The sequence below is a fragment of the Alteromonas sp. 76-1 genome (assembly GCF_900654235.1).
GTDB classification, from domain to species: domain Bacteria; phylum Pseudomonadota; class Gammaproteobacteria; order Enterobacterales; family Alteromonadaceae; genus Alteromonas; species Alteromonas naphthalenivorans.
This window is the reverse complement of record NZ_LR136958.1, coordinates 1,311,593-1,323,426: the sequence shown is the minus strand read 5'-3', so window position 1 is coordinate 1,323,426 and position 11,834 is coordinate 1,311,593. Positions and strand designations below refer to the sequence as shown.

Below are 11,834 nucleotides of genomic sequence, written 5' to 3'. Positions count from 1 at the left end.
AGTTGTTCTTTATCTTAATTTTCGCGCGTGTTTTTAAATTCGATGTCTGGGTAACGTTCTTGAGACAGTTGTAAGTTCACTCTAGTAGGCGCGATATACGTAAGATTATCGCCACCATCTAGTGCAAGGTTTTGCTCACCCTTGCGGCGGAACTCATCCAGCTTTTTCTCGTCTTTACAGTACACCCATCGGGCTGTGTTTACGTTAATGTGCTCGTACAACGCATCAACATTGTATTCTGCCTTCAAGCGGGCAACGACGACATCAAACTGAAGCACACCTACCGCACCTACAATTAGGTCATTATTGGCAAGCGGCCTAAATACCTGAACCGCACCTTCTTCAGAAAGCTGGATAAGGCCTTTAAGCAATTGCTTCTGTTTTAGCGGGTCGCGCAATCGAATGCGCTTAAATAATTCTGGTGCGAAGTTAGGAATACCACTGAAGCGATAGTTATCGCCTGAAGTAAAGGTATCGCCAATTCGAATGGTACCGTGGTTATGCAGGCCAATAATATCTCCCGCATACGCCTCTTCAAGCAAGGCTCTATCGCCGGCTAAAAAGGTTAATGCATCAGAAATACGCACGTCTTTTCCAAGTCGTGAGTGGCGCATTTTCATGCCCTTCTCGTACTTGCCAGACACAATACGGCAAAACGCGATACGGTCACGGTGCTTAGGATCCATGTTCGCCTGTATTTTGAATACAAAACCACTGAACTTGGTATCTGTCGATTCAACCGGGCTTTCGTCAGTCTCACGGCCTTGGGGCGCAGGAGCCCATTCAACCATGCCATCAAGCATATGGTCGACACCAAAGTTACCCAATGCGGTACCGAAAAATACTGGCGTAAGCTGGCCGTCTAAAAAGAGTTCTTTATCAAAATCGTTTGATGCACCGCGCACAAGCTCTAGCTCGTCACGTAAGGTTTCAGCTAGGTCGCTGCCTATGGCATCTTCAAGTTCAGGATTATCTAGCCCTTTTAAGATACGAACTTCTTGAATGGTGTGCCCATGGCCACTTTGATACAAAATAGTTTCATCACGATAAAGGTGATAAACCCCTTTGAAGCTTTTGCCGCAACCAATTGGCCAGGTAATAGGTGCGCAAAGAATATCGAGTTCGCTCTCAACCTCATCCATCACTTCTAGTGGATCGCGAATATCGCGGTCGAGCTTGTTCATAAAGGTCAATATAGGAGTGTCACGTAAACGAGTGACTTCCATCAATTTACGGGTTCTATCCTCTACCCCTTTCGCGGCATCGATAACCATTAAGCAAGAATCTACTGCGGTAAGCGTACGGTACGTATCTTCCGAGAAATCTTCGTGTCCAGGCGTATCAAGTAAGTTAACCAGATGGTCGTTATAAGGAAACTGCATTACAGAGGTAGTTACAGATATACCCCGCTCTTTTTCCATCTCCATCCAATCTGATTTAGCATGTTGGCCAGACTTTTTACCTTTTACCGTACCTGCAGTTTGCAGCGCGTTTCCGAACAACAGTACTTTTTCAGTAATGGTGGTTTTACCCGCATCTGGATGCGAGATAATAGCGAATGTTCTTCGCTTATTGATTTCGTTAAGAAAATCGGCATTTGCCATGTATCTAAATTCCTATTTTGTACAACTATTCGTACAAAAAATAAAGTTAACTCTACGCCCTGATCATCAAGCAGATTGCCATAGCCTAAACCCAGCAAAACCTTCCATCAAAGCATTGAAAAATTTGAGCGCTATTCTAGCAAAATAACCAAGTACTATAAATCAAACACTCAGTACTTCTTTAAGCTTATCTAATGCTAGCTTATGTTTTTCATCTGGCATTTTGGCCAGATTAATCTGTTTCCATTTAATGGCTGGAAGTTCACTTACATCGTCTAGATTAAGTAATTCCCAATTCGGCTATTGGTCTATTTTGACTTGAGAGATAAATAATTAATGCTTTTCGTATCTCATCAGTCAGGCCTTCATTTTCCAAGAGCCACTTCACATCGAATAAGTCTCTTGGGTGCTGCCTATCTAATGCCGCGCATATTTTGCCAGCATAAAGATCAGCCAAGGCCACCACAAGCACTTCTGCATAACCAAATTCATCTTCTACGGCGGCGCATACTTCCATCAACTGCGGCTCGTAAACCGTGCCACGCAATACGGGCGATAACTCCACTTTAATCTGCACGCCATTACGACCAACGATTAGCCTGAGCGCATCAAGCTTTGACTTATAAGCTTCTGTTAGCTCGACATCTTTAAACGCAGTTTTTAAATCTGCGCTAATGGCATCTAATGCTGCGCATATTTCCTGCAATGCCTCATCACGGCCTTTCATCGGCAGATAAACTACATCAATATCAACCGATAAGCGCGGAAACTCCCTGACAAAGAGATTGATCGCCGTACCGCCTTTAAGCGCAAAGCATTCTTGCTTAGCGACAAACGGCAACACTTGCATCAATAACTGCACTTGCTTGTAATAAATACTGTTCCTATCCATAGCTAACTTTCGCTTTCCATTGCCATATGTGACGGCACAGTGATCAAATAATCTGTATCCAGCTTTCCGCTTTTAGCCACAACACGCTTACCTGAACCCAAATCGTAGCTAGTTTCGCCTAGCTTCTTAAACCATGGATAGTTTTGACGTTTAGCCAACCAAAAAAATAAGCGTTTTACCTTCACACTTTTGCAAGCTTTTAAAAGTGTATCGAGTTTTCTGGGTGATAAATTTACTAGCCCCTGCATTATCTCATCAGCATGTTCAAAACTTACGGCATTGGGCAAATCCACCAGCAGTTCCAATAACGCTTTTTCAGGACATGAAAAATATACAGGGGGAAGTTCGGCGTCCCATTCATGTAGCCTGATAAAACTTTTATCTTTTGTCAGCCATTCTGGCCATAAGGTATTAGTACTATGCCCCTCACAGACAAAGGGCAACGACAAACGCCCCAGCCATGATGGTAACTTGCCTTGTGCATATAGATGTATATGCGGCGTACTGCCTAAAGAAAGATACTGCGACAATCCCGACAAAGACAATGCCGACAATCCACCGACGATGACTGAAGGTAGATTATCTGAGTGGTGCATATCCATACGCTGCATTGAGGCGACCACCCCTTCCCAGCTCAAAGAGCGGGAATACTGGCTATATACACCAGTAGCCAGTGATAACAAAGTTTCTGTTTTCACTGCGTTATCGATGGCATGGGCACTTAAGCCTTGTTCCGCCAGCCACTTTTTAGTAGCCAGCATGCCATAAGGTAGAAGCGCTTTAAGAGACTGTCTATAAGCCCCTTTTGCTACATCATCATGTGGAGTAGTGCTATTAACCAAACGTAAAACCCCTTAGTTTACCATTAGCTTCATTTACGGCGAATTTCGCCGTAAAAAATAACATGCATAAACTAACATAATAAATCCCAGTTTACCATTATCAACTTTCTCGGCGGCTGGCGCCGTGAATTAAATAAAATCTAAACTAGAATCATTTTAAACAAAAGTACTTTCAGTATTAACAATACCGATATCCAGCATTATTTACATTTTTAGCGTTCAGCTTGACGACAACGGAGACAAGACACGCGAAGTATGAGCCATATAGTCTACAGGCGTAACAGCCACAATAATTGTCTTCAATAGCTTTTTACGCATCGCAAGACGTGATGCCCAGCCTGTAATAATTCATCGCGCGTGAAATTATTGAATGTTTGCTTTGACTAGGCCGCGTAATGCAGATTGTTTTGGTTGTAAAAAATAGTGATAATACCAAAATACTTTTGTCGTTATTGATAATGTACTGTTTAGACTCTGGTATTAATGACCGCGATGAGGAGGCGTTGACGAATACTCTGGCGCTTATAATCCAGCCGTGGACTGGCAGGCGCTCTTAACACGCCCTCTCGTATATTAGCCTTGAAAGCTTTAAACTTTCAAACATAAGCTTCTAAAATATTAAATAGACTAAAATCTATGCCTGTTAATGCTAAGACCGAAGATATCGAAGCCTTTGTTGCTGTTGTAGATACTGGCAGCTTTTCTCGCGCATCTGAATTGCTAGGTCAGCAAGTGGCTAAAGTGTCTCGCGCTGTGGGACGTTTAGAAGGTGTACTTGATGTCACCCTACTCAATCGTACCACCCGCCGATTAGAGCTAACCGAAGAAGGGCTAGTCTATTTACAGTACGCCCGTGATAGTTTGAATTTGTTGGAAAGAGGCGAAGAAGCGCTACGTTTGCTAAATCAAAAGCCTTCTGGATTATTAAGAGTAGACGCTGCAAGCCCATTCGTTCTGCATCAGATAACCCCGTTGATTGGCGAGTTTCGCGAAGCGTACCCAGAAATAAAACTCGATATCACCAGTCACGACAATATTATAGATTTGCTTGAACACAAAACCGATATTGCCATTCGAATCGGTGACCTTAGCGATTCTAACCTACATGCAAAAACCTTGGGGCGAAGCGCGCTTCATATAGTGGCAAGTCCAGAATACCTCGCTAGCTCGAACGTTGATGTTGCGCTGTCTTCATTGAGCAAACATCGACTCATTGGGTTTTCCAGTAGCGCAAGCTTGAACCGATGGCCTTTATCAGAAGAGGTTAAACTCAACTTCGACTTAAAGGCATCTAGTGGGGAAACCATCAGGCAACTATGCTTGGCAGGCCAAGGCATTGCTCTGCTGTCGCACTTTATGGTGGCAAATGATTTAAAAAACGGAAAACTTGTCAGCGTATTAGGCGAGCACTTACTTACACCAAACAATAGAGAACCTGTACAAGCGGTGTACTACCGAAACAGTTCAGTATCCTCACGCATCTCGGCTTTCTTAGATTTTATACAACCACGCCTCACGCTATAGCGACTTCGTTCTAGTACAGGTATAACAGAGCACCAGCTTATTTGTTCGCCCTGTTTACCTATTTATTTAGTTTGCCCGGGCACCTTTGATATCAATTTTTTTAATGCCGACTTTGGCAACGCATTGAGGGTCAGCGCACAAAGCATAACGGTGGCGCCAACAATCACCATTGGCAGCAAAGTTTCACCGAGAAGAATCACCGAACTTACGTAGCCAATAATAGGTGTAAGCGTGCTGATAAGTACGATGCGCTCAGGCGGGAGCTTTGGCCCTGCCGACACCATAAGACCAAAACCTAAGCCCGTAGCAACTGGCCCAATGTAAGATAGTGACAACCAACCTCGCCAACCGTATTCAGAAAAATTGGGGACACCCTCGATGACACACGCAACAGCTAGCATTACCACACCGGCCAACGCGAACTGCCAAAACACCGCATCTATAACACTGCCATGCCATTTGTGAAATGATACACGCCTTATAGACACTGCCCATAGCCCTGATGCTAACAGCATGCCAAACAAAGGTAACCAAGCTCCAGGCTGGCCAGATGCAAACAAAATCATAGCCACACCTAATGTGGATGTGCTGGTGAGTAATAATCGTTTTGTTGTAGGACGCTGTCGATACCACAAGGTATCAATGACTAACATCCACAATGGTGTGGTGTAAATTAGAATACTCGCCGTACCTGCTGGAATATATTGCAAGCAAACCGTAATTAACCCCATAGAGCCAATAAACTGTACCACCGCTACCGTAAAGATAACCGCGCGATCGGTGCGTGAAAAAATAGGTAATCGTTTTTTGGTGATAAACACGAATAAGGCGATAACAGGTAACGCAAATAATAGCCTAAGTGCCACCATCCAATACGCACTTACGGAATCTAAGCCTAGTTTCATTGCTGGCCAACTTAAGCCTAAGCACAACACTGAAACAAACAGCATTTTAATGCCCTTGGCTTGAACGGACGGAGCTGGCGACGCAGAAGACATAGTAGATACCTGTAAAATGAAAAAGCATGGGCAGTTTCACAAAAAATAAGCACAGTAAGTGAAATCTTACTGAGGCGCGCAATATACGGGAATTACGTTGAACAGAAAATAAACCTTAACGACATATTTAGGCGCCTTATCGCGCACGAAGACCAAGGGAACTAAAGGTTGGGCTAAGGCAATAGTATAGCTACCGACAAAAGCTTACGCTGTCCCTTTTGAATGGGCGTGACACTATGACTGTATAAATCGGGCCTGAAGAAATACACACGATTAAACAGGTTAAAGATAACCTTGTCGGCGCAGAACTCCCCACCTACTTTTGGCTGCTTTAATACTACATTGAACTTATAGTATTTTCCTTCGCTAACAGGGTCGTTATGTCTCATTACCCGATGACCTTCAGGATAGGTCACCAGATTAATTGCAAACCGTTTAAATCGCACAATCTCCCGATTGATAACCTTTGGCATTTATCCTCATTAGTTAGTTTTTAACAAAGTAAACATTGAATGGTATTGTCTCAAAGAACAGGTGTGGAACGTAAGTATACGGGTAGATCGAGAAGGTATAACTTGTGCGATTATGTATTCAGTTTAGCGTGTTCTGTTTAGTATTTTTTGTTTAGCATGCTCGGTTTAGAAAGAAGCCTTCATTATTTTGGCGTCTTCTTTGCCCTTAGCCGTTTGGTAATAGCCTTTTCTTACTTCAATATGTTCAAAGCCAGTATTTTCGTAAAGATTAATTGCCCCAACATTACTGGCTCGAACTTCTAACCACATGGACGACATTTTGTTTTGCTGAGCGTGTTGTTTTACATATTCCACTAACGTCCGCCCTATCCCTTCTTGGCGGTAACGCTTGTCTACCGCAATATCCATTAAAGTAGCTTCATCAACCACTTCAAGTACTAGTGCGTAACCCACTACTTGATCGTCTTTTATGGCAAGGACACCGAAATAGGGAGCCGTTGTGCAATCAGCAAACGTGTCATAAGACCAAGGTTTGAATTGGGACGCTTCGTGAATACCGTAGGCTTGCGCTAATGCGCCCGTACAACGTGTATCTGAAACTAATTGGATATGCAAAATAGACAACCGAGTTTAGGAATTTAACGCACTTCAGGCGAACTTGTATTGTTGGATAAAGCACAAAGCATTTTCCACAGCTGCTTTTGCATTGCCGCTGTAAGCAAGTGAGGCGCTGATGGTAAAACGATGCCATCGTGAGTTACTGCTACAGCTTGCCCTATCTTTACCTGAGTGCTGGTTAAGGGTAGTTGAAGATACGCTAGTGCAACATCTACATCTTGTAGCCACTGCTTACCCTGTAAACGCTGCGCCTGGGTTAATTCAACCATAGCGGGTGTATCACTTGGAGCAGGATTGGATGAAAAGCTGGATGATTGGCTCGATGAATTAGTAGACTCAGATTTGAACTGCCCTTGGCTTGCACTGCTAGCTATCGATTGCGGTGCCGATGCCGGCGAACCACTGATGTTCTGGCCACCAGGTTTAGATTGGCCAGAGGCTTTGGGGGAATCTGATGATACCTGCGCACGAAGTTGTGCCAACCGGCTTTGCTTTTCTTCATTAGAAGGCATTGCTGGCGAATGGTTATTAGCCGTTACAAAAGAAGCACTGGCAGAGCGATTATTAGCAACACCAGCTGGAACTGAGTTCGAGTCTTCATCTTGCAGTGATGACTGGCTCACCCATACCGGGATCCCCATTTCTTGCAACACAGCACGCTGAAAAGTAGAAAGCGACATAAAATCCAACCTCGTTTAATTGCTTAACATTGTATATTAACGAGAACAAAAAAGGTAACGAGAATAGAAGTGGTAACCAGAATAAAAATGGCAGATACAGAATGATTTACTTGCTGAATTTAACTAAGCTTGAGAATAGCAAAAGATGATAAAAATGAATTAAAAAAACAAGAAGGGAAAGTGGCAGGGGTGGAGGGACTCGAACCCCCAACCATCGGTTTTGGAGACCGCTGTTCTACCAATTCGAACTACACCCCTAGCGCGCTGTGCATTATACGGATGACGTTTAAAAGGTAAAGCATTTTTCTACTACCTTATGCACTACCGCTTATTAAACAAACAAAGCGCTGTGAAAACAAACAAAAAGCGTACTTTAGCCAGCAGTTTGCTTATTAGCCTCAAGGGCTGCCTGCCACAAATCGTTAGTCACGTTAACGATTTCCATGTGTAGCTGAACTTGCGATAAGACCTCACCTTCATCTTTACCGACTTCTTTTGCATAGGCGATGGCTAATGCCTGTGTTTGTACTTCGCTCATTGCGTTTATCTTTGCACACCCTGCTACATCGAAATAGCGATTACCCATGGCGGAGTATTCCCAATCAACAATAAAAGGCGTGGAATCACGTACCACATGATGAGCAAGTAAGTCGTTATGACACAGCACATAGTCGTCTGTGTTGCCTTCACTTTTCACTAAGCTTGCACGAAGTTGAATTGCCTGGTCGTAAAGCGAATCTCCCTCTTTTAAACCAGCGGCATATATGTAGTGCAACCAACGAGAAAATAAGTTGAGTGGTCTAGCGGTGATAGGTAGCCTATGCACACGGGCAAGTACTGATGCTAGCGCTTCTGGAGAACGAATACTGGGATGAGGATCGGCTTTTTCTTCCCATTGCTCTACCCAAATTAATTCATCATCGCTTAACCAAACAGGCTTTGGTGCAATGCCTCGCTCTGCAAGTTGCTGTTGCAATACAAATTGATGGAATCTGTCGATGCCGCTGAACGCATCTTCTCCGACCCATTTGACCGCAAACCCACGCGTACCGTCTTTCAGATGGTACACCTGATTCACCAAGCCTGCAGGGTGGCGTTCCACTGTGGCCGAATCAGATAAATTAAGTGCTTCTTTCAAAAGCGGAATGATAGTTTCCGGTTTCATCTTGCCTATTCCACTGCGCTTGCCATTGTAGATACCCAAAAATCGAGAATCCTACGTATCCAAGGAACAAGCATGCTGATAATGCCATCCCCACTTGAAAATATAAAAAGGCGGAGGCCAAATTAATAAAAAACCAGTAAATCCAATTTTGTAGAACTTTGTGTGCCACCATAAAAGTGGTAACTATGCTTAACAATTGGATACTCGCATCTAGCAATAGATGCTCACTATTAAATTGGGCGGTCACTAATTTAGACAATCCCCACGCACAGCACAACAGCACAGGGACTATCGTTAGATGTACCCACAGCGGCCATGAACGTACCCGCTTCTCTGTACCCTCGCCTCCCCCTTTTGACCACTGATAATAACCATAGCCCGCCATTATCATATAGAAAAAATTCAGTATGGACTGAAATGGCAACGTCACCTGCCAAAACAGCCAGGTATAAATAGCCGTGCTGGCGAAGGCGCAAAGCCAACACCAGCTATTTTGTTTAGCCGCAAGCAACACATAGGCAATGGCAAGCACTACTGCTAGCCATTCCAATTTTGATGTAGCTGCTATCTGAGACAAAAACTCAGTGAAAAATGCACTCATGCTTCAGCTTTTCTGGCTTGCTTATTGGCCTGCATGGCATCGTAGTTTAGGAACTTCGCCACAAAAATAGCCTGCCCGACTTCTTCGTGAGTTCGCTGCATTTCCTTGCCAAGAATAGTCATTACATGACCGTAATCACCAGATACTTGCGTACTAGTAGACGTCGTTAATACGCTAATATCACCGTAGCTATTTAAACGATCGATAAATTGCTGAATGGGCTCAATGTATTCCCCAACTAGGGGGTATAGCGATAGCTCAACCATGACTTGCATAGCGTACTCCTAGAATTCGTATTTAACGGTAACACCGAACTGGCGGCCATTACCTAATTGATAGTAAGGTTCTGCAAACGCATACTCATCACGAGGATCGTTACTGAATCCACCAAAACCTCTGGTGTAATATTCTTCATCAAAGGCATTTTTAACCCACACGCTGGTTTGCCAAACATTGGAAAACCATACAATTTCACTGTTCACTAACGTAGTCGAAGGGGCCTCTACGTCATGCCCATCAGAAAAGCGATAACTGTCTTTAAAGTCGATATCAATACGCCAAAGCACATCATCAGTGATAGATAACTCACTAAATAAGTTAGCCGTGTATTTAGGTGCTTGTGCTTGGCGCTGTTCTTCAATCACAGTGCCGTCGGTCAGCGTATAATCTTCAAAGGTAGCATCTAGGTAGCCTAAACTCATGTTCATGGTCCAGTTTGTATCTACCAGCCAACTTAACTCTAGCTCAGCACCTTTGTTGGTGCCTATATCAGCGTTGTCTATAATGTCGATAAAATCAGGTGTGCCGTCTTCTCGAATTTGAACATCAAAATTACTCACTTGCGTATCGTCCCTATCCATATAGAAAAGGGCGGCTCGCATGGTAAGTTCTGGTATTAGCAAAGGTCCTTTAACACCAAGCTCATAATTCCAGTTGTATTCTTCATCAAAGAATCGCTGCTCGTCGGATACTCGTTCGTCAGGGTTGTACCCTGCCCCTTTATAACCGCGAGAAATACTGGCGTAGTAAAAATGGCTCTCTGCGGCGTACTGCAATGCCACTTTCCCGCCTGTCATCGTAGTATCATGACTACTTTCAAGGCCATTGTTATCTGAATAGTCAAAACCATAGTTTTCTACACGTAATCCTGCCACTAGCGTTAGACTATTGGTAAGCGTAGATTCAGTCTGTAAATATACTGCTTTGGTGGTAGGTTCATACACACTGGTGAAATCACCTGATGCATAGGTGTACTGTCGTAACAAATCTTCTTCGCTGGTTTTATAAAAAGCGCCAAGCGTCCAAGCGGTCGCGCCATCAAATAACGCGGCACTGTCTGATGATACAAAGCGTACTTCTGCGGTTTGTGTGTCTACATCACGAAAATAAGCGTCGAATGAGGTATACCCGAAAGGGTGAAAACCTTCATAAGTCCAATCTTCGTCATATCCATAACCGATATTGTGTGATGCATGAGTGGCGATAAGAATAAAGTCACCGCCATTAGTCGAGGTAGTAGATCTCGCACTTACCGCATGAGTTTGATGGGTGTCAAAGCCAGGCTCATCAGATAAGGTCTGATTATTATTGTCTAGAGAGAACGCATCGTACCCATTGTCGATGTCATACCAACGATATGTCAGCGCCAAAGTACTTCTTTCGTCAACATTCCCAGCAATACTGATGCGCGCTGCGGTTTCATCGAGATTATTAGTATCATCACGCTTTTGCTCGGTGCCATAACTATCAACCACGGTATTTTCTACAAAACCATCACTACGGTTGTGCATTAGCGCAACGCGATATCCCCAATCTTGGTTAATATCATCACCTGTAGCCACTTCCACGCGATAACTATCTTTGTTACCAGCTCTTAATTCAACATAGTCAGCGCCCTCTGAACCTACAGGCGTGCTAGACAGCTTTACTGCACCGGCTAACGCGCCAGAACCAAATAAAGTGGCCTGTGGGCCTCGGTACACTTCTAGTTGCTGCGTATCAAAAATAAGCCCCGCTGCCGCAAGACCAGAGAAATCAAATTCGTCAACGATGAAACTAACAGAAGGATTAATAGGTTCTACAAATTGACTACGTTCACCGATACCTCGTATTTGCACAAAGCGGCCTCGTGAGGCGCCTGCGGCGAAATTCACGTTCGGCACACTGTTTAGCACACTATCAATATGGGTAGGCTGGCGACTGCTTAAGCGCTTAGCGCCCAAAATGGTAGCACTGGCACTTAGCTGATCTAATACGGTTTCGCGAAAGTCTCCGCTAACGACTATACGTTCAACGTCTTCAAGTTGTGTTTCTTGTTCAGAGGTTTGCGCATTAGCACAAAGCGATGCAGCAATTAAAGAAAAACAAAATATTGGTTTTTGCATGGGATCTCTTATTCTTTTCTAAGAAAAAAGATCCGGGTGTACGGCAGGTGATA

Annotated in this window: 12 protein-coding genes and 1 tRNA gene; 1 reads left to right on the top strand and 12 read right to left on the bottom strand. The window is 43.9% G+C overall.

Annotation, left to right across the window (positions count from 1 at the left end):
* Positions 1-14 precede the first annotated feature (14 nt).
* From prfC to ALT761_RS05520, 3 genes are all read right to left on the bottom strand, one after another.
* Positions 15-1,604: a peptide chain release factor 3 gene (prfC, locus tag ALT761_RS05530; RefSeq protein ID WP_129737170.1), complete on the bottom strand. Its 1,590-nt coding sequence runs from the start codon at positions 1,602-1,604 to the stop codon at positions 15-17.
* 280 nt (positions 1,605-1,884) lie between these two features.
* Positions 1,885-2,496, bottom strand: a complete 612-nt coding sequence (locus tag ALT761_RS05525) for a nucleotidyl transferase AbiEii/AbiGii toxin family protein (protein WP_232043540.1) — start codon at positions 2,494-2,496, stop codon at positions 1,885-1,887.
* A gap of 2 nt (positions 2,497-2,498) precedes the next feature.
* Entirely contained in the window at positions 2,499-3,338 is an 840-nt protein-coding gene (locus ALT761_RS05520) for a type IV toxin-antitoxin system AbiEi family antitoxin (RefSeq protein WP_129737168.1), read from the bottom strand.
* 636 nt (positions 3,339-3,974) lie between these two features.
* On the opposite strand from ALT761_RS05520, the gene ALT761_RS05515 reads away from it, so the two are divergent.
* A complete protein-coding gene (locus ALT761_RS05515) occupies positions 3,975-4,862 on the top strand; it encodes a LysR family transcriptional regulator (protein WP_129737166.1) in 888 nt (295 codons plus the stop codon).
* A 62-nt stretch (positions 4,863-4,924) separates the two neighbouring features.
* Here ALT761_RS05515 and ALT761_RS05510 read toward each other — a convergent pair whose 3' ends face one another.
* The 9 genes from ALT761_RS05510 to ALT761_RS05470 all read right to left on the bottom strand — a co-directional run bounded on the left by ALT761_RS05510 (position 4,925) and on the right by ALT761_RS05470 (position 11,781).
* Positions 4,925-5,860, bottom strand: coding sequence for a DMT family transporter (locus ALT761_RS05510; protein WP_129737164.1), 936 nt, complete (start codon positions 5,858-5,860; stop codon positions 4,925-4,927).
* A 173-nt stretch (positions 5,861-6,033) separates the two neighbouring features.
* The gene (locus ALT761_RS05505; protein ID WP_129737162.1) at positions 6,034-6,333 is read right to left on the bottom strand and encodes a 2OG-Fe(II) oxygenase; all 300 of its coding nucleotides are present in this window, start codon (positions 6,331-6,333) and stop codon (positions 6,034-6,036) included.
* Positions 6,334-6,498: 165 nt separating this feature from the next.
* Complete coding sequence (gene rimI / locus ALT761_RS05500; RefSeq protein WP_129737160.1) at positions 6,499-6,948, bottom strand: ribosomal protein S18-alanine N-acetyltransferase; 450 nt, start codon at positions 6,946-6,948, stop codon at positions 6,499-6,501.
* Positions 6,949-6,971: 23 nt separating this feature from the next.
* Complete coding sequence (locus ALT761_RS05495) at positions 6,972-7,631, bottom strand: hypothetical protein (protein WP_129737158.1); 660 nt, start codon at positions 7,629-7,631, stop codon at positions 6,972-6,974.
* 181 nt (positions 7,632-7,812) lie between these two features.
* A tRNA-Trp gene (locus tag ALT761_RS05490) sits at positions 7,813-7,889 on the bottom strand.
* Positions 7,890-8,004: 115 nt separating this feature from the next.
* Entirely contained in the window at positions 8,005-8,796 is a 792-nt protein-coding gene (locus tag ALT761_RS05485) for a phosphotransferase (RefSeq protein ID WP_129737156.1), read from the bottom strand.
* Positions 8,753-9,397 (bottom strand): nicotinamide riboside transporter PnuC, encoded by a 645-nt coding sequence (pnuC, locus tag ALT761_RS05480; protein WP_129737154.1) that lies wholly within the window; start codon positions 9,395-9,397, stop codon positions 8,753-8,755. The genes ALT761_RS05485 and pnuC overlap by 44 nt, the downstream gene beginning before the upstream one ends.
* On the bottom strand, positions 9,394-9,672 hold the full coding sequence (locus ALT761_RS05475) for a hypothetical protein (RefSeq protein WP_129737152.1): 279 nt from the start codon (positions 9,670-9,672) through the stop codon (positions 9,394-9,396). Before ALT761_RS05475 ends, pnuC begins: the two co-directional genes overlap by 4 nt.
* A gap of 9 nt (positions 9,673-9,681) precedes the next feature.
* A complete protein-coding gene (locus ALT761_RS05470; protein ID WP_129737150.1) occupies positions 9,682-11,781 on the bottom strand; it encodes a TonB-dependent receptor in 2,100 nt (699 codons plus the stop codon).
* Positions 11,782-11,834 lie beyond the last annotated feature (53 nt).

What these genes read in the sequence shown, in the direction of transcription:
- prfC (WP_129737170.1), bottom strand. Translation starts at nt 1,604, where the DNA reads ATGGCAAATGCCGATTTTCTTAACGAAATCAATAAGCGAAGAACATTC.
- ALT761_RS05525 (WP_232043540.1), bottom strand. Translation starts at nt 2,496, where the DNA reads ATGGATAGGAACAGTATTTATTACAAGCAAGTGCAGTTATTGATGCAA.
- ALT761_RS05515 (WP_129737166.1), top strand. Translation starts at nt 3,975, where the DNA reads ATGCCTGTTAATGCTAAGACCGAAGATATCGAAGCCTTTGTTGCTGTT.
- ALT761_RS05510 (WP_129737164.1), bottom strand. Translation starts at nt 5,860, where the DNA reads ATGTCTTCTGCGTCGCCAGCTCCGTCCGTTCAAGCCAAGGGCATTAAA.
- ALT761_RS05505 (WP_129737162.1), bottom strand. Translation starts at nt 6,333, where the DNA reads ATGCCAAAGGTTATCAATCGGGAGATTGTGCGATTTAAACGGTTTGCA.
- ALT761_RS05495 (WP_129737158.1), bottom strand. Translation starts at nt 7,631, where the DNA reads ATGTCGCTTTCTACTTTTCAGCGTGCTGTGTTGCAAGAAATGGGGATC.
- ALT761_RS05485 (WP_129737156.1), bottom strand. Translation starts at nt 8,796, where the DNA reads ATGAAACCGGAAACTATCATTCCGCTTTTGAAAGAAGCACTTAATTTA.
- pnuC (WP_129737154.1), bottom strand. Translation starts at nt 9,397, where the DNA reads ATGAGTGCATTTTTCACTGAGTTTTTGTCTCAGATAGCAGCTACATCA.
- ALT761_RS05475 (WP_129737152.1), bottom strand. Translation starts at nt 9,672, where the DNA reads ATGCAAGTCATGGTTGAGCTATCGCTATACCCCCTAGTTGGGGAATAC.
- ALT761_RS05470 (WP_129737150.1), bottom strand. Translation starts at nt 11,781, where the DNA reads ATGCAAAAACCAATATTTTGTTTTTCTTTAATTGCTGCATCGCTTTGT.